This window comes from Lysinibacillus sp. SGAir0095 (assembly GCF_005491425.1).
Taxonomy (GTDB): Bacteria; Bacillota; Bacilli; order Bacillales_A; family Planococcaceae; genus Ureibacillus.
The window spans coordinates 1,901,321-1,926,144 of record NZ_CP028083.1 but is presented as its reverse complement, the minus strand read 5'-3'; the positions used below and the strand labels follow the sequence as shown (position 1 = coordinate 1,926,144).

The 24,824-nt window shown below is 35.4% G+C and carries 22 protein-coding genes; 6 read left to right on the top strand and 16 right to left on the bottom strand.

Annotated features, from left to right (window positions below):
• Positions 1-42 precede the first annotated feature (42 nt).
• Complete coding sequence (locus C1N55_RS09455) at positions 43-885, bottom strand: DegV family protein (protein WP_137728596.1); 843 nt, start codon at positions 883-885, stop codon at positions 43-45.
• Between the two features lie 197 nt (positions 886-1,082).
• Here C1N55_RS09455 and C1N55_RS09450 point away from each other — a divergent pair, with 197 nt between their 5' ends.
• Positions 1,083-1,724, top strand: coding sequence for a PAQR family membrane homeostasis protein TrhA (locus tag C1N55_RS09450; protein ID WP_137728595.1), 642 nt, complete (start codon positions 1,083-1,085; stop codon positions 1,722-1,724).
• Between the two features lie 186 nt (positions 1,725-1,910).
• Here the strand turns inward: C1N55_RS09450 and C1N55_RS09445 are convergent, their stop codons facing one another.
• From C1N55_RS09445 to C1N55_RS09385, 13 genes are all read right to left on the bottom strand, one after another.
• A complete protein-coding gene (locus tag C1N55_RS09445; protein ID WP_137728594.1) occupies positions 1,911-4,970 on the bottom strand; it encodes an MMPL family transporter in 3,060 nt (1,019 codons plus the stop codon).
• Between the two features lie 27 nt (positions 4,971-4,997).
• A complete protein-coding gene (locus tag C1N55_RS09440) occupies positions 4,998-5,501 on the bottom strand; it encodes a MarR family winged helix-turn-helix transcriptional regulator (RefSeq protein ID WP_137728593.1) in 504 nt (167 codons plus the stop codon).
• A 265-nt stretch (positions 5,502-5,766) separates the two neighbouring features.
• The gene (locus C1N55_RS09435; protein ID WP_240758484.1) at positions 5,767-8,103 is read right to left on the bottom strand and encodes an ABC transporter permease; all 2,337 of its coding nucleotides are present in this window, start codon (positions 8,101-8,103) and stop codon (positions 5,767-5,769) included.
• A 10-nt stretch (positions 8,104-8,113) separates the two neighbouring features.
• Positions 8,114-8,875: an ABC transporter ATP-binding protein gene (locus C1N55_RS09430; protein ID WP_137728592.1), complete on the bottom strand. Its 762-nt coding sequence runs from the start codon at positions 8,873-8,875 to the stop codon at positions 8,114-8,116.
• A 139-nt stretch (positions 8,876-9,014) separates the two neighbouring features.
• Positions 9,015-10,280 carry a HAMP domain-containing sensor histidine kinase gene (locus C1N55_RS09425; RefSeq protein ID WP_137728591.1) on the bottom strand — a complete coding sequence of 422 codons (1,266 nt, stop codon included), beginning with the start codon at positions 10,278-10,280 and terminating at the stop codon, positions 9,015-9,017.
• Positions 10,280-10,966: a response regulator transcription factor gene (locus C1N55_RS09420; protein ID WP_137728590.1), complete on the bottom strand. Its 687-nt coding sequence runs from the start codon at positions 10,964-10,966 to the stop codon at positions 10,280-10,282. The genes C1N55_RS09425 and C1N55_RS09420 overlap by 1 nt, the downstream gene beginning before the upstream one ends.
• A 212-nt stretch (positions 10,967-11,178) precedes the next feature.
• A complete protein-coding gene (rlmD, locus tag C1N55_RS09415; protein ID WP_137728589.1) occupies positions 11,179-12,573 on the bottom strand; it encodes a 23S rRNA (uracil(1939)-C(5))-methyltransferase RlmD in 1,395 nt (464 codons plus the stop codon).
• Positions 12,574-12,845: 272 nt separating this feature from the next.
• Positions 12,846-13,304: a carbohydrate binding domain-containing protein gene (locus tag C1N55_RS09410; protein WP_137728588.1), complete on the bottom strand. Its 459-nt coding sequence runs from the start codon at positions 13,302-13,304 to the stop codon at positions 12,846-12,848.
• 11 nt (positions 13,305-13,315) lie between these two features.
• Entirely contained in the window at positions 13,316-15,427 is a 2,112-nt protein-coding gene (locus tag C1N55_RS09405; RefSeq protein WP_137728587.1) for a glycosyl hydrolase family 18 protein, read from the bottom strand.
• Positions 15,428-15,900: 473 nt separating this feature from the next.
• Positions 15,901-16,314 (bottom strand): potassium channel family protein, encoded by a 414-nt coding sequence (locus C1N55_RS09400; RefSeq protein ID WP_137728586.1) that lies wholly within the window; start codon positions 16,312-16,314, stop codon positions 15,901-15,903.
• Between the two features lie 134 nt (positions 16,315-16,448).
• Positions 16,449-17,960, bottom strand: coding sequence for a flotillin lipid rafts scaffold protein FloT (locus C1N55_RS09395; RefSeq protein WP_137728585.1), 1,512 nt, complete (start codon positions 17,958-17,960; stop codon positions 16,449-16,451).
• A gap of 12 nt (positions 17,961-17,972) precedes the next feature.
• Positions 17,973-18,512 carry an NfeD family membrane protein gene (locus tag C1N55_RS09390; protein WP_137728584.1) on the bottom strand — a complete coding sequence of 180 codons (540 nt, stop codon included), beginning with the start codon at positions 18,510-18,512 and terminating at the stop codon, positions 17,973-17,975.
• A 132-nt stretch (positions 18,513-18,644) separates the two neighbouring features.
• Positions 18,645-19,124, bottom strand: a complete 480-nt coding sequence (locus C1N55_RS09385; RefSeq protein ID WP_137728583.1) for a dihydrofolate reductase — start codon at positions 19,122-19,124, stop codon at positions 18,645-18,647.
• A gap of 138 nt (positions 19,125-19,262) precedes the next feature.
• Here C1N55_RS09385 and C1N55_RS09380 point away from each other — a divergent pair, with 138 nt between their 5' ends.
• From C1N55_RS09380 to C1N55_RS09370, 3 genes are all read left to right on the top strand, one after another.
• The gene (locus C1N55_RS09380) at positions 19,263-20,069 is read left to right on the top strand and encodes a hypothetical protein (protein ID WP_137728582.1); all 807 of its coding nucleotides are present in this window, start codon (positions 19,263-19,265) and stop codon (positions 20,067-20,069) included.
• Positions 20,070-20,203: 134 nt separating this feature from the next.
• A complete protein-coding gene (locus C1N55_RS09375) occupies positions 20,204-20,659 on the top strand; it encodes a hypothetical protein (protein WP_137728581.1) in 456 nt (151 codons plus the stop codon).
• A gap of 18 nt (positions 20,660-20,677) precedes the next feature.
• A complete protein-coding gene (locus C1N55_RS09370) occupies positions 20,678-21,631 on the top strand; it encodes a TRM11 family SAM-dependent methyltransferase (protein WP_240758422.1) in 954 nt (317 codons plus the stop codon).
• 51 nt (positions 21,632-21,682) lie between these two features.
• Here the strand turns inward: C1N55_RS09370 and C1N55_RS09365 are convergent, their stop codons facing one another.
• Both C1N55_RS09365 and C1N55_RS09360 read right to left on the bottom strand, forming a co-directional pair.
• Positions 21,683-22,198, bottom strand: a complete 516-nt coding sequence (locus C1N55_RS09365; RefSeq protein ID WP_137728580.1) for a GNAT family N-acetyltransferase — start codon at positions 22,196-22,198, stop codon at positions 21,683-21,685.
• Positions 22,199-22,287: 89 nt separating this feature from the next.
• Complete coding sequence (locus C1N55_RS09360) at positions 22,288-22,605, bottom strand: MFS transporter (protein WP_205758529.1); 318 nt, start codon at positions 22,603-22,605, stop codon at positions 22,288-22,290.
• A gap of 109 nt (positions 22,606-22,714) precedes the next feature.
• Here C1N55_RS09360 and C1N55_RS20885 point away from each other — a divergent pair, with 109 nt between their 5' ends.
• Positions 22,715-22,849, top strand: coding sequence for an RAxF-45 family protein (locus C1N55_RS20885; protein ID WP_255502527.1), 135 nt, complete (start codon positions 22,715-22,717; stop codon positions 22,847-22,849).
• A gap of 102 nt (positions 22,850-22,951) precedes the next feature.
• Positions 22,952-24,790, top strand: a complete 1,839-nt coding sequence (abc-f, locus tag C1N55_RS09355; RefSeq protein ID WP_370452606.1) for a ribosomal protection-like ABC-F family protein — start codon at positions 22,952-22,954, stop codon at positions 24,788-24,790.
• Positions 24,791-24,824 lie beyond the last annotated feature (34 nt).

Sequence of the window (24,824 nt, the reverse complement as noted above, 5' to 3'; positions counted from 1 at the left end):
ATAGTTTTTATTTGTATAAGTGTGTGGTGGAATGGTTGCTTATTATTCAGCAAAATAGATAAACCCGATTGCCCCGGCACCTGTATGGGTACTAATAATCGGCGAAGTAAATTTAACTTCGACATCATTGAAGCCAGTGGATTTAATTAGTTCAATTAGCGGATTACCTAGCGTTGTTAATCCGTCTGCGTGAGAAATTCCTACAGCTTTAACTGTCTTCCCTTCAACATCCTCTTGAAACTGTTTAAATAAATAACTTATAACTTGTTTGTGACTTCTCACCTTTGCAACTGGTGTATAAGATCCGTCATCAAGCGTTGCAATCGGTTTAATATTTAATAAGGAACCAATCATTCCAGTCCCTTTTCCAATACGGCCACCCTTGATCAGATTATCTAATTTATCTACTACTACAAATAATCTTGTGTTTTTTCTTACTTCTTCAAGACGCGCAATTATTTGTTCTACTGTTGCACCAGCATCACGTAGTTTAATTGCTTCACGAATTTGAATAGCAAGTCCAACTGCGATATAGCGTGAGTCAAAAACTGTTACGTCTGCATCACTCATTTCTGCTGCTTGTCTTGCCGAATCAACTGTTCCACTCATCCCACCGGTCATATGAATGGAAATAATCTGATCGCCATTACTACCTAGTTCATCATAAAGTTCTTTAAATTTTCCCGGAGCTGGCTGAGAACTTTTTGGTAATTCCTTTGAATTTTTCATTAAGTCTAAAAACGATTCCGGTTCAACATCCTGACCATCAATATATGTTTTTCCATCAATTTGAATTGTTAAAGGTACGACTTTAATGTCATGTTCCATTAGTTCGTCTTTTGTTAAATCACAAGTTGAATCTGTAACAATATGAATTCGTCCCAAAATGACACATCCTTTAATATAGTAGAAATATTATAATACAAATATTCACTATGGAATAATGACAAATGTAATCGATTTCAAAAATAGCCTATAGATTGTGTACTAATTGTTCACAATTACTTTAGTAACAATATGACAAATGATAGTGTCACCCCATTTGCTATTGGAGTATAGTAAACCAACAAGGAGTGAAAACGATGAAAAATAACGAAGCATTTGACTATAAAAATTGGAAAGAAGAATTATGGAATGCCATTACCCATGGAATTGGCTTATTTATAAGTATTCCCACTTGTGTCCTTCTAATCATTCTGGCTGTTCAAAAAGGAAGTGCGGTCCAAATCGTTTCTTATTCCGTTTTTGGCGCCTCACTTGTGCTTTTATTTTTAATGTCGACATTACTACACAGTATGCCCGAAAAATACAAAAGATTTTTCTCTATATTAGACCATTCTTCCATCTACATACTTATTGCCGGTAGCTATACACCATTCTTGCTAATTGCCATAGACGGTGTACTTGGAATCGTTCTACTTTGCATCATTTGGTCAATTGCCGTATTTGGGGTTGTCTTTAAATGTCTATTCATTCATAAATTTGAAACATTTTCACTGATTCTTTATATTGTCATGGGATGGTTAATTATCTTCGCTATAAAACCCATTTATCAATTTTTACAATTCGATGGATTTACCGTCTTGCTAGCTGGAGGATTATTATTTACCTTCGGATCAATCTTCTATGCATGGAGAAAGCTGCCATACAATCATGCAATTTGGCATTTATTCGTTATTGGAGGATGTGCTTGTTTAGTGATTTGTGTGGCAGTTTACTTGTAATGGGTTATTATATCAAGCACAACAACTAATAGACTTTTGCTTTTTAAGCAAAAGTCTTTTTTTCTCGAATTTAGATAACTTAATAAGCAAAGGTTGGGACAAAACAAAAAAACATCAAATTTCTTAATCAGAAATTTAATGTTTTTTTGATTATGCTAAATATTTATACTTCTACTTTCTTATATATCAATCTCTTTTTTTCCCCTTCGAAACAAAGCTTGCTAGAGCATCAGGGAGAGCTATCAACGCAGGAACAAAGAGTGGTAGTAAGATAAAGCACAGTACTATCAGCCCTGTAATTACTGCAATTGCCAACTCCGTGAGCAGTACAATTCCAGCAGGCATCAATGTGGCAAAGGTACCTCCTAGTATAATCACTGCCGAGATAATAACACCACCTGTATGCTTAGAAGCTAAAACGATTGCTTCTTTTGGAGATAGATCAGGATATTCCTTAAAGCGCATCATTAAGAAGATGCTGTAGTCTACTCCAAGGGCTACAATAATGATAAATGAGAAGAATGGAACAAAGGAAGAGATTCCAGCGTACCCCAACAGATTTAGGAAAATAAAGTTAATGATGAACATCGCTGTATAATATGAACCTATAAGTGATGCCGTAATAAATATCGGCGTCCAGAATGAACGAATCACCAAGAATAAAACAAGCAATACGCCAATAATAACGATTACAGTAGTTCTACTCAAGTCTCTTGATAAAACATCGTTCATATCATTCGTTGTCGCACTCGTTCCAACTGTACCACTTTTTGCATCCGAAAGAATAGTTCCTTTTAATCCATTCGAAAGCGTATCATTAATTTGATTTATTGTCTCTAAAGCCTCGTCTGAATATGGATCATCCTTTAAAACAATCGTCATTTTCGTGATTTGGCGATCTTCAGACATGAATGCGTCCAACGATTTTTTAAATTCTTCGTTCGTTAAAGCTTCTTCTGGGATAAAGAATGTCTTATTCGAATTTAGCTGCGTTAAATAACCATTTGTTTGTTCAAGACCATCCGAAATACCTTCTAGCCCATCATTTACATCTGTTAATTTCTCGCCAAATTCACCAAAACCATTTAGTCCTGCGACTAGTTGCTGCTGACCAGCTTTCATTTCACCAAGGCCAGAATTTACTGAATTCATATTGGTTACAATTGTGTCAATCCCTGAAGATGCTTGTCCAAGTCCTGTCTTTAACTTTTTCAAGCCATCCGTCATCTGTGACAAACCTTCGCTTAAGCTAGCTAGATTTTCGTTTGCAGTTGTAAAGCCTGCAGTGACCGAATTATAATTTTGGTCTAATGCTGCCATACTCTCTGGCGTGATTTGACTTAACGATGCTGATAGCCCATCGATTGTTTGCTTTAAAGCTTGGTAATTCGCATCACTATTAGACTCTGTATAACTATTCCCTAATGCAGCCATCATAGATTGCATCTGGGTAAGTGCACCTTTCACTCCCATTAGTGCCTTTGCTGCATCTTGATAATGTGTTCCCAGTTCAGAATAACCAGCCTGCATTTGTTCATAGCTATCGGCTAATGCGGCTATCCCACTACTCATAGCTGAGAGATTCGTTTCGATTGCAGCCAACCCATTATAAATAGTTTGGGGATTATTGGTACCATCATTTATTCCTGCTTGGATTTGTTTTAGTCCATTTGTTAAGGCTGTCATACCATCTTGAAGTTTTGCAGTACCATCAACCATCTGATTTACTTGGGAAAAGTCTGCAGATTCCAGTCCTTTTTGGGCTTCTGTCAATCCATTATAAATTTGGTCAACCCCATTCTGAGTTTGGGAAATTCCTTCAGTCACACTTCCCATTTGACTGTCTACATAAAAGTCTTCAATTTGCTTACCTTGAGGCTGAGTAACAGAAGAAACCATCTTCACTCCATTTAAAGCCTTCAAACTTTCTGTGATATCATCAATTGTAGCCAGAGCGTCATTATTATCAAGAGTTTCATTATCCTCAATTACTACAGTAGCAGGCATTGCCTGACCTTTGCCGAAATGGTCAGCTACTAGATTAATAGCTTTGGACGATGGGTAATTGTCTCCAAGTTCACCAACGGTATCGAAGTTAAGCTTTTCTTCATGAAGGAAAATCATTGGTAAAATAATGATAAAAATGATCACCGTGATGAGAATTGGATGCTTAGTCCCGAAGGAAGACGTCTTTTCCCAGAATTTGTTTTCTTTATGACCCCCAACATTTTTTGATGGCCAGAATATTTTCTTTCCTAGCACTTTCATGATAAACGGCGTTAAAGTCAAAATTTCCAGTAATAGTATGGTTACACCAATCACAACAACCACACCAGACTTATAGATTGGTGATTCTGAGAAAACAAGAGCCAGGAATGCAATAAATACCGTAAGAATACTGTAGGCAATTGTTTTACCTGCTGTTTTATAGGTATTAATAATTGAATCATCTACTGAGTGTCCGTTCGCCAATTCTTCCTTAAATCGATTAAATAAAAGAATATTATAGTCAGTACCAATCCCGAAAAGTATCAGTACCAATAGCATTTGCGTAAGACTTGTTATTGGGAAACCTGCCTTATCGATTAATTGTGCTGCAATCCCCATTGAAACTAGATAAGAGAATGCAACAGCCACTAGAGAGATGAAAGGTGTAACAACCGACCTAAACGCTATGACAAGAACCACTAAAATAAAAATTACTGTCAATGCAGCACTTTTTTCAACACCTGCCTGGGATGCCTTTAAATAGTCGTTGTTGATAAAATCTTCACCACTAAGATAGTATTCAACAGGTACACCCTCTAGTTTGCTCTCAAACTGTTCCTTAATGTCGTCGATTTCTCGCCCTTTTTTATCAAGCTTATAGCTCACCATTATAGTAGTGCCATCTTCAGAAACTAGAGAGCTTTTTGCATCTGGTATACTGAAGGGATCAATCATTTCGGTAATCCCAAGCTCTGAGCTACTATCGCGTATTGATTCAACCGTATCCCCTATTTGGTTCATTTCTTCTTCAGAGATTTTCTGTTCATTGTAAAATACAATTAAATTATCTGTACCCTCCGTAGTATTCATTTTTGCTAAAATGTCCCCTGCGATTACAGAAGGACTTTCACTACTCGTACCTTCCTGACCATGCTGTCGTAATATTGCATTTATGTCAGGCTGAATGACTGTTAACAAAATTGTCGCAATAAGCCAAATTGAAAAAATAGCCCATCGTCCTTTTATGATCTTCTTCAATTTATATCCTCCATTTTTGAATGAATGTTATTTTCCGCGTTTGTCCTTTTCTGAGAAGTACAAAATGTCGATAAAATCATAGTTATCCATACCCTCAGCAATCATTTTTTCTTTAACCGCTGAAACTAATAATTTCATTCCATTCTCCACTGTTTCCTGTTCACTTGGACTTAAAAGCTTCATTACGCTAATCAATGACTGATTTGTCAATTCTGAAATACTATCATTCATTTCTTCAGCTAATCTAGGAGATAACGAAATATCTACTATTCTTTTATCTTTTTGATTTGGCGTTTTCACTAGAAATTCTTTTGCAATCAGTCTTTCAACAATATCCGAAACTGTACTTTGAGTCATTTTCAAATTTTGAGAGAGTTGCTTAACGCTAACAGTTTTATGCGCATATACATCAGCGATTACCCTTATTTGAGGAATCGTTACTCCATGCTCCTCCGCTGTTTTCTGTAGACTTTTCATCGTATAGCGATGGATAAAATCAATGGATTCGCCAATAAACTCTGCTCTATTCATTTTTAAAGTCCCCTTTCACAAACAAATCGCACACGATACATCGTACACGATATATATTATGTAGTTAAGATCTCTTTGTCAATGCATAATTTCTTAGGACTTAATGCTTGAGTATAGAAATTTTCTCGTTTGTGCAGATACTAGTTTTCCAATTTATACTACACTTCTTCAACTAAAAGTAAGTTAATCAAGATGTCTTCAAAAAAAAATAGCCCTCCAGAATGAAGGACTACTAAATCTAATAGTAAAATAAACTATCGCTGAGCTATTCTGTAATTAAACTATAAGCAGAAATTTTCTTTATCTTTAAAGATACAAGCATTGAGACAATGTAGGCTAAAATAAGGAGCCCAACACAAAGAAATAGAATACTTGGTATATGCATTGTAAAATCCAAACGTTTCACCCCTGCACTCGAAAGCAATACGGATAACATAGGATTAGTGAAAAGTATTCCTAATACACCACCTATTACAACACCTATAATGATTACAGGCAGGAAACTGATTGAAATTTGATTCATTAATTGAATCGTTGAATAACCTATTGCCTTCATTACACCAAACTCTTTCTTGCGTTTTGTAATCATCGTTTTAATAACTAGATATAGAATCATGACAACAACTAGAACGTTTATTGTCAAAACCATCAACATAACAGCAAATACTGCAGCTGTATACATACTTGTTTGGCTTTCAATATTTTCATCGATATCTAAGGTTTCAACTATAGAATTACCGTACTGTTTTTGGACATTCTGAATAAAGTCCTTGTTCGATATTCCGTCTAAATATACATAAAGTGTCGTACCTTTATAGTTTGGTTGTAATTGTTGAATACCTTCCATTGTTAATGAACCAATCTGTCCGGAATTACCAATTGATTGACTAAGACCCGTTACTAGAAAAGTAGCTGTTTTATTCCCATATTCCACTTCCACCGAATCGCCAATTCCTTTATTGATTTGACTTGATATTAACCAAGAGATGGATATTTCATTTTCGTATTTTGGCTGGCGTCCTTCATACACGATATTATTCTCCAGCTGGTTGTAGTAATTTGTCACATTTGTGTAGACATTTTGATCATCAACTCTCGTCTCGATTGTATCGAATATATTCACTTTTCTAACATTCTCCATATGTTCAATACCGCTCATCAGCTCTCTAGTGTCTGCATCTGGCTTGACTGCTATATAGACATTTGCAGGTTCAGATCCGAATAAGTCAACAAATGCGGATTTGTCTGAAGCAATGTTGTAATACAGCACGACTGAGAAAACTGTGGCAAAAGTTAACGCCATCACAATTAAACTGATCATTATATTCTGTTTCGAATTTGAAAGCATTGACTTAATAGCAAGCAGAAAATGAAGACCACCTTTCGCTCTTGCCAAAGGAATATGGTTTTTTCTGAAACTGTGAGTTTGAATACCTCCACGAAGTGCGGCAACTGGCAAAATTTTTCGAACACGAAAGGCAGATACTAATGTTACGATGACAACACAAATCGTCACAAATAGAATACTTATTAAGTTAACAACCATATCAAGGTTTTGTGTCCATATTAATCCGGATATGGTAGAAATAATACTTCCGATCAATGGCATGAGCGTATAGGACAATGCTATTCCGATTACACTCGCGCAAAGGGCAATAAGCTTATATTGAAGAATAATTGATGAAAGAATTTGCCCACTTGTATAGCCAATCGATTTTAGCACGCCGATATTGGCCATTCCATCTTCAATATTATTGGAAACCCGGAACTTAATGACAATGAGTGAAACAAGTACGATAATTGCTGCAAAGGCTACTAATATTGTAGCTATGATATTGATAGTCAATGTGTTAACACTTTTAACCATTTCTATATTTATACCAAAAATGTATTGTGTATCTTTCTCCCCTTGTGTTTTCCTTACATCTTGGATGAAATCATTTTCTAATTTCGCAGAGTTTGTTCTATCTTTCATTACTGCAGAAATACTTATCCATTTCGAATGATTATCCAGTTCAGTAACTAATGATTGATAAGAATTCTCCGGCAACATAAATTTCATAACACCAATATTATTTGTACCCATCATGGTTGTTTCGAAGAATCCTGCAACACGATAGTCATAATCCTTGTCTTGCATTGTGATGGTGAAGTCATCACCTAATTCATAGCCTCCAACGGTTTTAAAGCTGTAAGGAACAAAAATATCATTGGTGCTCGATGTATTTATTTTTTCTACTAACGTATAAGATCCAATCTTTCGTTTAGCGTCGGCATTATAGATAACGGCACTGTTCGTTAGCTCACCATTGCCAAATTTATAATTAGCCAGGTTCATATGGATAATCTCTTCTGTTTCCGTCTCTTTTATTCCAGAATAGTTTGCCAAAAATTCTTCATGAGTCGAATTATAATTTGCTTGATTCATCACTATGGTCACATGAGGATCTTTTAATTGTTCCGCTTTTTGGTCAAAAAATGTATTTAGTTGTGTAATAACCATTAGGCCAATATTAAGAAGCAGCGTAGCCACCATAATGAATATTACTAAAGAAACGGTAGCAGATTTACTTTTTTTAATATTTGATATTGCTAAATGCATGATGTTCACCCTACCACCCCATTTCTGCCAGGAAACTTTTGAGCTCTTCATGCCGTTCTATATTCATTTGCTCGCTATAAGCACCTAACTGTAAATCACCACAAATGACTCCATCTTGCAAATATAAGATCCGATTTCCGCGTAGTGCTGTTTTCAAGTCATGAGTGACCATCACAATACTTTGGCCGTTTCGATGTACATCTGTTAGAACATCTAACACACTATCACTAGAAGCAGAGTTTAAAGCACCGGTTGGTTCATCTGCAAAAAGTATTCTTGGACTGTTGATCAATGCACGTACAATTCCAACCCGTTGTGCCTCACCGCCAGAAAGTTGTGCCGGAAATTTAGGCCATGCATTTTCATTGATCCCTACTTGTAGTAATAGGTCTTTTGCTTTTTTTACAATTTCACGCTTATTCTTGTTTACTAAAAGACCACTTGCAAGAACATTATCAAGTACGCTCATATTATCTAGTAAATAGATTTGTTGAAAAACAAACCCGCAATTATTTCTTCTAAAGATCGCTAGTTGATCGTTGTTTAGGTTTGCTAAATTTTTCCCGGCAAAGTCGATTTCCCCCAATGTTGGTTTATCCATACCACTCATTGCGTAAAGAAGAGTGGTTTTTCCAGATCCAGAACTACCCATTATGATTGTAAAATCGCCTTCTAGTAAACTGATATCCAGATTTTTCAAAACATGTTGTTGTATTCCACCACTTGAAAAGCTTTTACATAGCTTTTCCGTACTAATAATCGTCTTTGTCATGTTTTTGGAACTCTCCCTTTTTAAGCTTATATTTAATACTTCATTTCAAAGAAAAAAGACCGTAATGAAGATTACAGTCTTATCATACATAATGAATTCTTATTAAATCTTTGTGCATTCCTTAACTAATTCTTAATTTTCAAGCAAGTTTAATATTCAAGACAACTGTAAAACCATCATTTCGGTTGTAACAGCTAATTCGGCCGTGCATATTTTCCATGAAGTATTTCGATATATATAAACCTAGGCCAGATCCATTCTTCCCCTCAACATTTTGCCCGCGAAAATATTTATTGAACACTAGAGGTAATTCTTCTTCATAAATTCCTGCTCCAAAGTCCATAATGACGAGTACAAGATATCCCTGATTGATACGAGCATTAATAATAATCTTTGTTCCAGCATATTTATATGAATTGCTGATAATATTGTCAATTACCTGCTGCATTCGGACGGGATCTGTTAGTATAATACATTGTGGAATCGAATCATAGACAATTTGATGATCGTAATTTACATTTTCTATCATATCAACAAGTACTTCGCTCGCTACTTCGGATACTGTTAACTTTAACTGTTGCAGTTCTTCTAAAGAGGCATGAAACATATCCGTAATCAGTAAATTTATTTGCTCAGCTTTTGTATAAATCGTATTCACTTGCATAATCACCTTATCGTCCTTTGCCTGCATCAACATTAATTCACTAACCGCTTTGATTGTAGCCACAGGCGTTTTAATATCATGACTTAATGTAGCAACAAGCTCTTTTTTACTACGGTTAGATTCATACTCTTTTTGACGAGCAGTAGCCAGTTCTTCACGCAATATATCAAAACTTTCCGTAAACGCACCAAAATAATTGTTTTTGTCCATTTTTAATGGCATCTCCAGATTACCTCTAGCAACATTCACCGCAAAACTTTTAAGCTGCTGAAAGGGTTTCAATAACGTTTTGTAAATATAGACAATATAAAGAATACTTATAATCATTAATAGACCCAAGATCAAACCTATGGATTTGACTAATTCACTTTTCATTTGTTCCATTATTTCTTCTTCGTTATTATGGATAATAATTTTCCCTACAATCTGGTTATTTTGCTTTAAATCGATTATTGAATCTCTCTTTTTAATGGCTTCATACAAATTAATAAAATGATTTCCTGATGATTGATAGATCACTTTTTCTGAGTAATCAATAATTGAAAAAGGTTGTTCTATGCCGCTGTTTTGAAATATTTCTTCACTAACTTGCCCCCAATTTTTTTCGACTGTTTTAACCACATCATTTATGGCTACAAGATCCATTTCCGAACTATTTTTATTGTTAATAACAATCATTGAAAAAGAAATTCCAGCAGAGAAAACTACCAAAACACTGACAATGAGCAGTTTTATTCTCATTAGTTGGTATCCTCTAAAACATATCCCGTTCCCCATACAGTTTTTATTATTTGCGGTTCCTTTGGATTATCTTCAATTTTCTCCCGTAAATGTCGAATATGTACGTTTAGGGTTCCATCCCCTACAAAAGAATCTTCCCATACATTTTGGAACAGTTCATCTTTAGTGATGATTCTATTTTTATTCTTTGCCAGATAAGTCAGAAGTTTATATTCCATCGTTTTTAGCTGGATATCATTACCTTTTACTTTCACTCGATGGAGCTTCGTATTAATTTGGATTTGTCCAAACTCGAACACTTCTTGTTGATTGCTAGAACCATTGCCATATCTTTTAAGCACTGCTTTCACTTTTGCTAATAAAATACTTAATGTATATGGCTTTTGTATATAATCGTCGCCACCAATGTTAAGAGCAATTAGTACGTCGTCATCGCTGGAACGAGCACTAATAAATAGAATTGGAATCTGAGTAGTTTGGCGCAATTTTTTACATAGATCAAATCCAGATGCATCCCCAAGATTAATATCCAGAAGAATCAAGGAAGGTTCATGTTCCTCCAAGAAACGTTCACATTCCTTTGCACTTGCTACAAACGACGTTTTGACTTCAAACATATTAAAATATTCACAAGTTGTTTCAGCTAAAGCAATCTCATCATCAACTATTAAACAATCTAATTTCATCATAAATCTCCTAAAAATAGATTATCCTAGTTTGTAAACAGGATATTTTCAGTATACATTAGATTTTATATCTAAGTGTAAAATTTTGGCTTTTATTATTCTCATCGATTAAATCGCATGCACGTCTTATTCAATTCCTTTCCATCTTTTATCTGCTTAAATAAAAAACTCGAATACAAAAATTGTATTCGAGCTTGATTTTCTATATTTTATTAAGCTTCTTCTAAAGTTAGTTCCGCAACACATTCTACGTGGACAGTATGCGGGAATAAATCAACTGGTTGTACAACTTTTAAGACATAGCCAAATTGTTCTAATTCTTTAATGTCTGTTGCAAATGTATCAGGGTTACATGATACATATACGATTCGTTCTGGTTTTGAACGGCCGATTTTTCTCATTACTTTCCCACCCGCACCTGAACGAGGTGGATCAAGAAGTAATAAGTCTGGTGTACCGAAAGTTTCTAAAACCTCATCAATTCCATTTCTTGCGTCTTTAGCTAAGAAATAAGTATTGTCAATGCCATTGTCTGCTGCGTTACGTTTTGCTGATTCAATAGATGATTCTACGATTTCAATCCCTGCTAGTTCTCCCACTCTACTTGCAAATGGTAAAGAGAAGGTACCAACACCACAGAATAAATCTATCATTTTTTCTGTTTTCTTAGGTTGGCCCATTTCGATTGCTAAATCAACTAATTTTTGAGCTTGTACCGGGTTTGTTTGGAAGAACGTATCAAACCAAAGGCGGAATCGGTAACCATCCATTTCATCGTAGATAAAGTCCCGTCCAGCTAATGTATGACTTTTTTCTGATTGTGTACGGTCTGCCCATTGAGTATTTTCCAGCCACATCAAGCTTTTCACTTGTGGGAACTTATTTGTGATTCGATTAATTAAATCATCTACTGCTACTTTCAGGTGTTCTTCTGGTGACTCTGTTGCAAATAACGCCAACATGATTTCTCCTGTAGCAAAGGATTGTCTAACCATTAAATGACGTAAAAGACCTTCATGAGCATCCTTATTATAACCCGGTAATTGGTGTACTTTTACCCAATCAGCTACTTCCATAGCTGCTTCTACCATTTCCTTCCCAGCAATTAAACAAGATTCAAGTGAAATGATTTTTCTGAAATTCCCTTGTTCGTGTAAACCTAAAGAACCGTCTGCAGCAAATGTAAATTCCATTTTGTTGCGATAGTGCCACTGATTTTCCATACCTATCGTTTCTTTAACCAAATTTGGATCGAATCCTTGAGACTCAATTGCCTCTTTTACATGATTTGTCTTATGGTTTAATTGGCCTTGGTAGTCCCAATGCTGCCATACACATCCACCACAAAGTTCAAAATGCGTACATGGAGGCGCAATTCGTTCTGGATTAGTTTCAATGATTTCATCCAGTAAAGCCTTTCTTCTTCTTCGTTCCGGCTTATCAACCGTTACTCTTACTTTTTCGCCTGGTAAAGCTTGAGGTATAGTAAGGCGTAGCTTTTTCTTGTTTCCTAATTCATTCTCACGCCAAATGATCGCACGACCAGAACCTTTTTCGTCTAATTTACTAATATCTACTACTAATGATTCTCCTGTTGTTATTGTCAAATCATTTTCCTCCTTATGAAACATTTTTATCTTAGAAATTTAGTTTTTTTAAGATACACATTCGCAACTTATTTTACACACATTATACTAGTATAAATGAGAGAACACCAAAATAGAAAGCATATATTTTTTGTAGATATTAACATCTCAAGTTCAATCTATAAGAAAATAAAAACAAGCTGAGAAGAAAAACTTTTCTCAACTTGTTTTTAGTTTTGTTAAATTGTGAAATTATCATGTTTGTTTAATGTTTAATCAAACCGCTTTCGTTCTTATTCTTCAATGATTTGAAGGTTTTTAAATGTGAATTCGGTGTTTTCTTTTGATTTTGTAATGACGGATGCATCGATTTGAGAAGATGGACTTTCTAATGTATAGGTCATTTCGTAGGTAGCCCAATCTTCTGTTAGCTCAACTTCCATTGTTTTTTCTTTTAAATATTGGCCTCTTGCGCTTGTTTCCTCTAGCTTAAGTAATACCGTCCCTTTACCTTTTATGGTAATCTGAAATTTAATATTTTCTTTACTAAAGCTTTTTGGAGGTGTGTAGACAAATCCCTCCTGCTCCTTTCGTCCTTCTGTTTTAACAACATACTCCCCTTCAAGTTTTTCTTGGACGGTAGCCCCAATTCCAAAGTACGGAATCGTCGGTGTTTCTTCTGCTGCAAAAGCAAGAGAATGTAGATTAAAGAAAAGCACAATTGTTCCCAATAGAGCGATTATTTTTTTCATTTATTGTCCTCCTATTTAACCACGGAATCTAGTTTGCCTAGTGTTGCGGGTCCAGCAATTCCATCTGCCGCTAATTTATATTTTTTCTGGAACGCAATTACGGCATTTTTCGTTGTTCTGTCATAAGTACCTGTAGCTTTCCCTTTATAGACACCTGCTTTTAATAATTTTGATTGCATGTTTACAACAGCTGATCCTTTCGAACCTAACTTTAAAATAGGATAGATCTTTGCCTTTGTTACATTTGCTTTACTTGTTGTTGGGGTAGTATTTTTAACAACGGTTGTTGGTGTAACTGAATCAAGTTTTGCTTGCGTTATTGCCCCTGCTATTCCATCTGCAGCGAGCTTATATTTTTTCTGAAAGGCAATAACAGCATTTTTCGTTCCTGTGTCATAGGTTCCTGTAGCTTTTCCCTTGTAAATACCCACTTTTATTAATTTGTTTTGCAATGTGACTACAGCTGAACCTTTCGAACCTATTTTTAGGGTAGAATAAGAGTTCGCAACACTACCTTTATTCGTTGTCGAAGCACTTTTCACAGGGGTCGGTGCAGGTTTTACAGCTGGTTTAGTCGATACGGCTTCCTGTGCTGGAGCCGATATAGCACCAGGAGTACCTGCTTTTGGGTTAGTCACAATTGGTTGTTGATTTGTTGAAGTTGGTGTTATAGAACTTGTTACTTTCAGAATCTGCCCAACATTTATAACATCAGATGTTAAGCCATTTATTACTTTTAAATCAGTTACTGTCATCTTATTATTAGTGGCGATTTTCCATAAAGAATCACCTACTTGTACTGTGTATGTGGTTTGTACTGGTGAGACCACTCCTGTTTGTTCTTTCGGTTGAGTAGGATTAATTGGCACAACCTCAACTCCATCATGGGACATCCATGTTTTATAATACTGCCACATTGAAGTGTTTTCTTGACCTAAGCTCCAACTTCCAGTTCCTTTAAGCTCATACTTATGAACAAGACGTAATTTTGCTCTTATGGAATCATTATTTTCATACCAAAGATGGTAAGTACCCGGTGCTAAAGTTTTTCCAGCGATCGTCGTTGTAGGATCTCCGCTTTTAATCGTGATAGTTGCCTTTGGTGATTTTGATCGCTCATCAAAAACTACGGTCCCTCCATATTTGGCTAACATTTCATCAACTTTTGCATTCGATATTCCAGAGCCTCCCTCACTTGCTGGGGCGCCTTCTTTCCAGTAACGGCCATAAAATGGTACTCCCAATACAATTTTTTCAGGGGAAACACCTTGATTTATGGCATATTGTATAGATTGATCAACCCATCCAATACTAGCGACCGGCCCCTCAGGACCCCCATTATAAGATTCGTCATATGCCATAATCATGAGATAATTTGAATACTTCGCTAATTCTTTGTAATCGTACGTACCATGCCATCCTTTCGTCCAACCATTCGGATTGGCAGCGACAGCCACAGAAACTTCTTTATCTGCAGGTAATTTTTGCCGGAGAAGTCTTACTAGATCCGTATAAGCATCTCGATCAATCTCAGTAGTATTTTCGATATCAACCTGTAATCCATCCAAATTGTTCTTAATAATAAATTCGGCTAACTGAGTTGTTAGCCTTTCCCGATTTGCAAGGGCGGCACGTCCTATTGTTCGATCCCAATGGTTACTTAGAAAAGGTACTACTTTAATACCTCGGTTGTGCATCTCTGTTACAAATTTTATATCAAACTGAGACGTAACCTTCAAAGATCCATCAGGATTCAAATCAAAATAACTCGGTGAAACAAGATTCAAATTTCCTTGTGTTTTATCTACTTGGCTGATATAAGAGTTTGTATTCCCAAAGTAGAGATAACTCATATTAAAGTTAGCTTCATGAGCCTCTGCTTTTTGCATTGGTATGGTCGTTAGCAAGAGTGTTCCAGCTACTACAACAATAGAAGCTACCTTTAGTTTTGGAAATTGCTTTTTTACAAAGTTAATTGCATTGCTTCTTAATGTCTCTTCCTTTTTGAAGTTAAATTCTGCGCCAAACTCAGTTCTGGTTGAATTTTTTGGAACCTTTATATGTAATACAACTTGCAATTCATCATTATGGTTTTTCAATTCAACGGATTCAAAGTTATACATAATAGATCCACCACCTTGGTGATAGTATGTTGGATTAACGAACAAATCATGTACCCATTAAAGGTTATGGCAATTATTATTGGATCAAATAAAAAAAGGGACTAATTTAGCCCCTTTCTTCTTAATGATTATTCATATTCTCATTTAAAAGGATCTTCCAAGCTCGTCCAAGGCGTTGTAAATTCATCTGAAGTTAATAGACACTGATCTAGCTCATTGATAATTTCTCGAATATCTCGGTATTTAAGATCTCGCTTGGTTGTATCTTTCCGTTGATTGAGCGGAACGTATCAATTTCGCCTCTGGTTGAAGGTTTCTCAGAATATTCTTAAGCTAATCATCCTGTTACTCGATGCATTCTTCTTTTTTGAGACGTGGACTGTATTTCATTAATTCAAGGCACTTGGTATTGTTCCGTTTATTAAGTGGTTTTAAAAGAAGCCTCGATAATTTTTCGAGACTTCTTGTTAATATTACTTTTTTTCCGAATCTTTTACCTTTAATGTTTTCGGCGGAACCGTTTCTATGTTGTTTACATCAGTACGTAATTTATATTTTTTAGGTTTGTCTTCTTTGATAATTGCACGGCCTAAATTGACTAATAAAGCAAACATTAACCCGGTACCTATGATTAAATACAGGACTGTAAATAATTTCGTGCCCGTTGTAGATGGAACTAAATCTGTATCTACTCCAGTTGGAATTAGACTTACTACCGCAAAATAGAATGCGTCAATTTTCGCCCAGCCTTCAAACCTCGTGTAAAACAAAGTTCCCGACAACACAATTAAAGCAACAGTTGTTAGAATACTTATAAATTGTGGCTCTTTTACACCGTGATAGAGTCCTTTTAATAATCTTTTAAAACTCAGGATGACTGATAGCATGTAACTTCTCCTTTACTTTCACAAAACAAATACTTTTGTATTGTACTACATCTATTCGTCATTATTGTATATCGGAGCCACAATATTTAAAATTAGTTGATACGATTCGATCTAATTATTATAATCTGTCCAAATTATACTAAATGTTTTTCTTCTTCCCTTATGTTCAATTCTTCAATCGTAGCTTGAATTGGCTGCTTCCCTACAAAAGTTTCAATTAATTCCTTCATATCAATCCCTGATGATGCTTTTAAGGTTTCTTGCAAGCTGGACATAAGGTTTGTCGCATAGGATGTGACACGATTTGCACCGCCACCTTCACCGTTTCCTGTATCCACTACAGTAATTTTATCTATATTGGATAATGGACTAGCTATTTCTTTTGCGTATTCTGGCATCATGCGAATGATCATGTCAAGGACAGCCGCTTGACCAAATTGTTCAAACGCTTCCGCAATTTTACGTTTCGCTTCTGCTTCAGCCAACCCTTTAAGTCGAATGATTTCCGCTTCTGTTTCCCCTTGAGCACGCTCGGAATCGGCTTTTGCTAAACCATCCAAACGGATTTTCTCGGCTTCGGCTTTCGCTAAGGATTCAATTCGGTATTTTTCAGCATCAGCTTGTGCTAATTCTTTCATTTTTTGAGCAGAAGCATTTTGTTCGATAGCATATCGATCAGCATCTGCTTTTTTCTTCACTTCAGAATCGTATTGTTTCTCACGACGTAAAATTTCTTTTTCTTCTAATTCGATCTGCTTTTGACGTTCAATAATTCGAATTTGCATTTCTTGCTCTGTTACTTGTTGTTTTGCTCTTGCTGATTCCAACTCATAAGCTTGGTCAGCACGTGCTTTTGCTTTGTCTTGTTCAAGTTTATACTCTGCTATTTTCAATTGATTTTCTTTTTCAGCTTCCGCAATTTCTGTTGCTCGGTGTAATTCAGCTTTTTGGGCTTCTTTTTCAGCTTCTGCTCGTTTAATACGTGTTTCCTTTTCAGCTTCCGCAGTTGCGATATCTGCATCACGTTTGACTTGCGCAATTCTAGGTTTACCTAAAGAATCTAAATAACCATTTTTGTCACGAACATCCTTAATTGTAAAGGAGACAATGACTAGTCCCATCTTTGCTAAATCTTGTGTTGCTACACGTTGAACTTCCTGTGAGAACTTATCACGATTTTTATAGATTTCTTCAACAGTCATGGATCCCAAAATGGAGCGTAAATGCCCTTCTAAAACTTCCTTCGCTTCATTTTCTCTGTCTGCCTTGCTTTTCCCTAAAAACTGCTCAGCAGCTGTAGCAATTTCGGAAATTGAGCCGCCAATTTTAATGATTGCTGTTCCGTCAGCCATTACTGGAACACCTTGTTCTGTATATACTTCCGGTGTAGTGACCTCAAGTTTGCTAGATAATAGACTTAGTGGCTCTGATTGTTGGAATACAGGAAATACAAACGTCCCTCCACCACGAATAATTTTTATTCGGTTACCTGAGTCATCCTTGTGAACATTTTTTGACCCTAAAAAACTTCCTGTTACAATCAAGGCTTCATCGGGTCCAACTGTTTTGTATTTTGTAATATACACCGCAATAATGGCTAAAAGTATAAATACAGCTATTCCAATAATAATTAATGTGCTTGACATAATTTATTCCTCCTATATTTTGAATTGTAAGGGTGACTCATATTTCTTTACATAAACCGTCCCTTCTTTTGCTTCAATGATGAGAACCTGTTGATGATACTCAATTGCTTCATTTTCAAACCCAGTAGCTCGCTTAGATATAATTCCATTTACAGATTCAATGACAATCTCACCATAGCCATTTACAGGGATCGGGACAATAACCTTACCTACTTGCCCCTCCAGAGACTCTTCTGTGTAAGCTAATGAGACTTCTGCACTTTTCAAAGGTACAAGTATAAAAAAATAAATTAAGCTACTTATAATTCCTGATATAATACAGGCAATTATGAAATTCAGGCTACTCGATAAGTCGGTGAACTTTTCCAGCAAAAATCCACCAGCTGAAGTAATTGTTATGAATGATAAAATAACTGCAGGATCAATAAATGGAATCCCCTCAAAAACACCATCAAACAAATCAGAGAAAAATAGATAAAGAATTGTAATACAACCAACGATAATCAAAGTAAATAAATAAACTGTAGGAAGTTCAGCTCCAAATAGCAACAAATAACACCACCTTTACCAAATAAATCCTTATGACTTATATACGAGCCATTCGACTTTAAGTTTCAAAATTTTGAAAATTATTTAAATAAAAAAATTTCTTCATCCCTAGAGATAAAGAAATTTTCATTAACATTATTGATTTCTTTCATAAATACAATAGGTATAACTATAAGCATTAGGTGTCTCAATAGGGTCACTTTTTGAAACCAATATCCATTGGTTACCGTATATCGGGAAGAATGTGTCTCCATTAAAGTCATGTTCAATATGAGTAATATATAGGCGATCGGCAATTGGCAGTGCCAGTTTAAAAATCTGTTCACCACCGATAATCATGATTTCCTCTTCATTACCAGCTAACTTCAAAGCTTCTTCCAAACTTGTGGCTACTTCGACCCCTTCTACTTGATAGTTTGCATTTCGGGTTATCACAATATTTCTTCTTCCTGGCAACGGTCTACCAATAGAATCAAAGGTTTTTCTGCCCATTATCATTGGTTTCCCCATCGTTTGTTCTTTAAAATATTGCAGTTCCCCTGGTAGATGCCAAGGCATTTTATTTTCATAACCGATTACTCGATTTCTGTCGTGAGCTACTATTAGTGAAATCATACTATCTCTCCTAAATCATCATTTCTTCTATTTTATACTTTTTTATTCATATTTTTACAAAAAACTTAATATAAATAATTAATAGACATTTATTTGTATCAATATATACAGCTAAAAACAAGCAAAGGAAGTGGCATAATGCTAACTGGAGTTAGACAAAAGTGTGCAATCACTTTAGAAGGATACCCCATTCAAACAGAAATTAGTGATGTGGTTTATGAGGATTTAGTTGCAAGCAACAGCAAATACATTCTCTTAGATAAGGAGCGAAACATAATTACACTAAAACGTTCTTTTTTCAAAAGGAACAAACAAGTCCAAAATGTAACTCGATTTTTTGTAGAACTAAATGGTGATGATATAACAATTGATACGCTGTCCGAGAAAAACAGCCTTGTATTAAATTCTGGCTTTGCAGATGATCTAATCGACACAAATTATAAAAATAAGACAATTGCCATCCTTTTAGAATCTCCTCATATAGATGAATATGAGCAAACGAGAGAAAAACTCGTTCCTATCGGAGCAGCTCAGGGACAAACTGGGAAAAAAATCGAAAAAAGTATAGAAAGTTTAATATTGGCACTAAAGGAGCATTTGGTTCTTGAAGAGCAACATAAATATCGTGTAATCATTATAAATGCCGTGAATTTCCAAACTTCTCTTCACTTCATCCATGAAAAACCGATGAACAATTATTATCGTGAGCTACGGGATAAAATGTGGCTGAAAATGTGGACAGAAATTCCTCAAATTAAAAATGATTTAATCAGACAGCTGGATTCGCTAAAAAAGGATTCCATTATAATAAACGCTTGTCCTAAATCGCTAAAACCTTTTATAAACCAGGAGCATCTTCAATTCGCAAATCGCTTTTCTCTTTTTGAAAGCAATCATCCGAGCTCCACAGAAATTTGGACAAAAAGTTTATTTAAGCTGAATTAGTTGGTGAATCATACTCATTCTTATCAAATTATGGTAAACTTAGTGATGAGTTAAGACAGTCATTTGCTGACTGTCTATTTTTTATTGTATATAGGGTTATAATAAGAAGAGAAATTTTTTGGAGGTTAACAAAAATGACACTTAATTTAACAGATGTGTATATTGAGCGTTGTGACAAAGATTCTGAAGAGGTAATCGCACAAGTAGAGTCTTTATTCCTAAATACACCATTAACACACCTAAAACAACATATGAATGAGTTTATTTACATCGAGTCGAAGGCTTTTGAACCAATTAAAACAGATAGCCTATCTTTAGAGGTGGACGATGTATTTAAAACATTCATGGTTTTACTTGGCCTAAAGGTTCAAAAGAAACATGCATCCATCATCAAAACTTATTTAGAAGATAACTTACAAGGAAAAGACATTTACTCCAGTTTGATGTTTTCAGGTGAAGATGGATTGTGGGATATCAATATTCCACTTGATAATATGGTTGGTTTCCACAAAGAGATGTCCATACAAGAAGCAATCTCACTCATCTATAGCTTCCTTATCGAATTGGTAAGCACCATAGAACAACAATAGAAAAAGGATGAATACCGATTGAATAAACTAAAAACTCAAAGTACATATATTTATACCTATGTACATCATAAAAATGAACATGATCTCTGTCGAATGGAGATGCGTTCATTTTTCGGCTTCGACACTCAGCAAAACTATTTATTTAGCGATTTAGCCGTAGACCCTAGTCGTAGCCCTTTCATGGAAGAACGTCTAGAAGTCATGTATGAGGCGGAGACCATATCAGATATAAAAAACTTGATTAAGGATATGAAAGTCAGTGCCTCCTCCTATAAAGTATACTGTTTTAACAGAATGGATATAGGAGAAACAAAGAAAATCCCTCATCCTGAGCGCAGGCTAATGGAACGTGAACTTGGTTTAATCATCAATGGAGAACCTGATTTGGACAATCCCGAGATTGTATTTGGATTGGTTTCAATTAATAATAGATGGTATTTTGGAAAACATAGTAAAAGTGTATCGGTTTGGCGTGAGCATGTACATAAGCCTAATAGTTATTCTACAGCATTAAACACAAGGGTCGCTCGAGCAATTGCCAATATAGCTGTTCCAGACCCAATTGAAATCCGTGCTATTGATCCCTGCTGCGGGATTGGAACTGTAGTAGTTGAAGCGCTATCAATGGGAATCAATATAGAAGGTCGAGATATTAACCCTATTGTGTGTAAGGGGGCACGAGAAAATATTGCATATTTCAATCTAAAAGGAACGATAACAAAAGGTCCTATTTCTGAAGTTAACGATCATTATGATGTTTGTATCATTGATTTACCGTACAATCTTTATACACATATTTCACGGGAAGAACAGATTGACATCATTAAACAAGCTAGACGAATCTCAGATAAATGCTTGATTGTTACTATTGAAACCATTGATGACTTGATTGAAGAAGTAGGCTTTAAAATCACCGACTGTTGTATTACGAAAAAACATTTGTTTGTCAGACAGATTCTATTATGTGAATAATTGATAAAGACTCTCGGATGATTTTATCAAATCTTGAGAGTCTTTTTGATATTATAAAGTCCATTCTTCAGCTAAAATAGCATAATAATATTCATCCCACCACTCCAATTCATGCGGAATACATTTTTTAAAGTACCCTTCTCTACGCATTCCAATCTTCTCCATTATGCGATAGGATGGAATATTCTCTGGCTGGCATGTTGCGATAATACGGTGTAGTTTAAGTTTTCTAAAACCATAGTTTAATATAGTATCGGCTGCTTCTGTTGCAAACCCTCTGTTATAATACTCAGGATTAAACACCCAACCAATTTCATATGTATGCTCTCCAAAATACCTAAAAAATGCAATGTGTCCGATTAAGCGATTTTCTTCCTTTAAAATAACTGCATACTTCTCAGTTTTGACTTCGATATTCTCAAGTATAAATTTTTTAGTCTCCTCTTCGGTCATGACACCTTCAGGAATATATTTCATTACAACCGGATTTGAAGTGTATTCATAAACCTCCTCCACGTCATCCATAGTAAATTGTCTAATAAGTAATCTTTCGGACTCTAGAAGCATTTAGTATTCTCCATTCCAACGTATTTTTCTCCATATTAATTCAACCAAAAAGAGCATTTCTCCTTCTTTGAAGAAATGCTCTTTGTTTATTAATCTCTTAATTTTACATTTTGCGGTTTTTTCATAAACAATGATAATACTAGGTTCATTAGTGAAAATACTAGTCCAATAGTGAATACGAAAGATGAACCTGATGCTGCCGCTTCAGTTGAGTTACTTCCAATTGTGGTTAGATAATCTCCTTGTTTTGAAGTAAACAGGGATACCATCACAGCAATACCTATCGCACCTGCTACTTGTTGGATTGTTTGTGTAATCGCAATACCATCTGGGTAGTACTCTTTCGGTAAAGAGTTTAAAGTATTCGTTTGTGTAGAAGCTAAAACTGAACCGATACCTAGCATCATAATAATATGCGTTACAACCAGTAACCATAAGTTAATTTTCAGGATAAGTTTGACATTTAATCATTTAGTGAATATACTGAATATAACTATAAATTCGGAGGTGAAAAGAATGAATACTTTAGCTGTGACGACATGTGTAAATAATGACCGTTTCCTTTATTTTTCACGTGTCATTACTTTCGATTTTGCGACTAACGGGATTCGTATGCCCTTTTTTAGACAAATAAATCGAAAACACAGCTGATTAGCCATTCTTTTCATAAAACATACGAAAAGACTGCTTGTTAATCGAGCAGTCTTTTTTGTGTATAAAAACACTTTTAAGATTGGCTTCACTGTGTAAAAAATGGAGGAAATCACAGTGTCAATAAAAGCAGAAAATATAACTAAAATTTACGGTGGTACCGTTATCTTTGAAGGATTAACAATGGAAATTCATAATGGTGAGCGTGTAGCAATAGTAGGACGAAATGGCTGTGGCAAAACGACTCTTCTAAAGCTTTTAGCCAATATAGATACGCCTGATGTTGGAAGAATTATTAAAAAGAAAGGGTCAACTATTGGATACTTGCATCAAATCCCGCCTTATAAAAATGTACTTTCGATCAATGTACTTAAAGAAGCTTTTACATCCATTATTACATTATCGGAACAAATGCATCTCCTGGAGCAACAGATGGCAAGTGCTGTGGATCTTGATAAACTCCTAAAACAATATGGCGAAATACAAGAACAGTTTATTCTACAGGGAGGCTACGAAATTGAAGCCAAAATTCAAATGATTGCAAATGGTTTAGGGATTACTCCCTTATTACAAACTCCGTTTCACCTATTAAGTGGAGGAGAAAAAACAAAGGTCATGCTCGGGCAAATTCTATTATTAAATCCACATATATTACTACTGGACGAACCGACTAACCATCTTGATATGAATGCAATCGAATGGCTTGAGGATTATTTAAAAAATTATGATGGCACCTTGATCGTTGTCTCTCATGATCGTCAATTTATGAACGCAGTGGTTTCGAAAATAATTGAGATTGAAAATGGTGAGCCTTACTCATATGTCGGAAATTATAATGATTATGTAAGAAATAGAGAAGCTAGGATCCTAAGTGAATTTGCTCAATATGAGGAACAACAAAAGAAAATTGCGAAGATGAAAGAAACAATAAAAAGACTAAAACAATGGGCAAATGAAGCAAATCCACCAAATGCTGCCCTGCACCGCAGAGCTAAAAGTATGGAAAAAGCATTAGCTAGAATTGAGCTTGTAAAAAAACCGGTTGTATCTAAAAAGATGCAGCTAAAACTAGAAGCAAATGAACGAAGCGGTAAAGATGTCGTTCTATTTGAAAATGTTACAAAGCAATATGCCAAAGTTTTGTTTGAAGAGATTTCACTTCAATTGCGCTGGCAGGATCGCCTGGCAATCGTCGGTTTAAACGGTACTGGTAAATCCACTTTACTAAAGATGGTCACAGAAGAAGTCATCCCTGATTTAGGAAATGTTATAGTTGGAAGTAATGTGAAAATAGGATATCTATCTCAAGCCTTTGTTTATGAAGAGGTAAATGCTCGTTTAATTGATGTTTTCCGAAAGGAAGTATCCATCACTGAAGGTGAAGCTCGTCACACGTTAGCTAAGTTTTTATTTTACGGCTATGATGTGTTTAAGAAAGTGAAAGACCTAAGTGGTGGCGAGAAAATGAGGCTGCGCTTAGCTCAACTTATGTATGAGGATATAAATTTTCTTATTCTTGATGAACCAACGAACCATTTGGATATTGAATCGAGAGAGGTATTAGAAGAGACTGTACAGCATTTTAATGGTACCGTGTTAGCCGTCTCACACGATCGCTTTTTCCTAAATCTGCTTTTCCAACGTATAGCCTGGTTAGAAAATCAAAAACTGTTCTTATATGAAGGCAATTATCACTGGGCTCGAGAAAAACATAGCGAACGTATAATCAATGAAATTCCAAAGTCTCATGATGTTGCCGAAGTATCAAAGAGTCAAAAGACTATAAGCATCCCGATTGATGAACAAATTGAGCAATTAGAGAATAAAATTGCTGTAGTAAAGGTTCGATATAACGAGAACAATCGGCTAAATGACCTAATAGAGCTGGAAAAACTCGAAAATCAACTTGATGAGCTCCTATCCATATGGATAAATGAATAGATTAAAACACTGCTGACTCCTTTTATCGGAGCAG

Bases quoted from the DNA above. Each gene is read 5' to 3' on its own strand.
- C1N55_RS09450 (WP_137728595.1), top strand. From the start codon at position 1,083: ATGAAAAATAACGAAGCATTTGACTATAAAAATTGGAAAGAAGAATTA.
- C1N55_RS09440 (WP_137728593.1), bottom strand. From the start codon at position 5,501: ATGAATAGAGCAGAGTTTATTGGCGAATCCATTGATTTTATCCATCGC.
- C1N55_RS09435 (WP_240758484.1), bottom strand. From the start codon at position 8,103: ATGCATTTAGCAATATCAAATATTAAAAAAAGTAAATCTGCTACCGTT.
- C1N55_RS09430 (WP_137728592.1), bottom strand. From the start codon at position 8,875: ATGACAAAGACGATTATTAGTACGGAAAAGCTATGTAAAAGCTTTTCA.
- C1N55_RS09425 (WP_137728591.1), bottom strand. From the start codon at position 10,280: ATGAGAATAAAACTGCTCATTGTCAGTGTTTTGGTAGTTTTCTCTGCT.
- C1N55_RS09420 (WP_137728590.1), bottom strand. From the start codon at position 10,966: ATGAAATTAGATTGTTTAATAGTTGATGATGAGATTGCTTTAGCTGAA.
- C1N55_RS09410 (WP_137728588.1), bottom strand. From the start codon at position 13,304: ATGAAAAAAATAATCGCTCTATTGGGAACAATTGTGCTTTTCTTTAAT.
- C1N55_RS09405 (WP_137728587.1), bottom strand. From the start codon at position 15,427: ATGTATAACTTTGAATCCGTTGAATTGAAAAACCATAATGATGAATTG.
- C1N55_RS09400 (WP_137728586.1), bottom strand. From the start codon at position 16,314: ATGCTATCAGTCATCCTGAGTTTTAAAAGATTATTAAAAGGACTCTAT.
- C1N55_RS09395 (WP_137728585.1), bottom strand. From the start codon at position 17,960: ATGTCAAGCACATTAATTATTATTGGAATAGCTGTATTTATACTTTTA.
- C1N55_RS09385 (WP_137728583.1), bottom strand. From the start codon at position 19,124: ATGATTTCACTAATAGTAGCTCACGACAGAAATCGAGTAATCGGTTAT.
- C1N55_RS09380 (WP_137728582.1), top strand. From the start codon at position 19,263: ATGCTAACTGGAGTTAGACAAAAGTGTGCAATCACTTTAGAAGGATAC.
- C1N55_RS09375 (WP_137728581.1), top strand. From the start codon at position 20,204: ATGACACTTAATTTAACAGATGTGTATATTGAGCGTTGTGACAAAGAT.
- C1N55_RS09365 (WP_137728580.1), bottom strand. From the start codon at position 22,198: ATGCTTCTAGAGTCCGAAAGATTACTTATTAGACAATTTACTATGGAT.
- C1N55_RS09360 (WP_205758529.1), bottom strand. From the start codon at position 22,605: ATGATGCTAGGTATCGGTTCAGTTTTAGCTTCTACACAAACGAATACT.
- C1N55_RS20885 (WP_255502527.1), top strand. From the start codon at position 22,715: ATGAATACTTTAGCTGTGACGACATGTGTAAATAATGACCGTTTCCTT.
- abc-f (WP_370452606.1), top strand. From the start codon at position 22,952: ATGGAGGAAATCACAGTGTCAATAAAAGCAGAAAATATAACTAAAATT.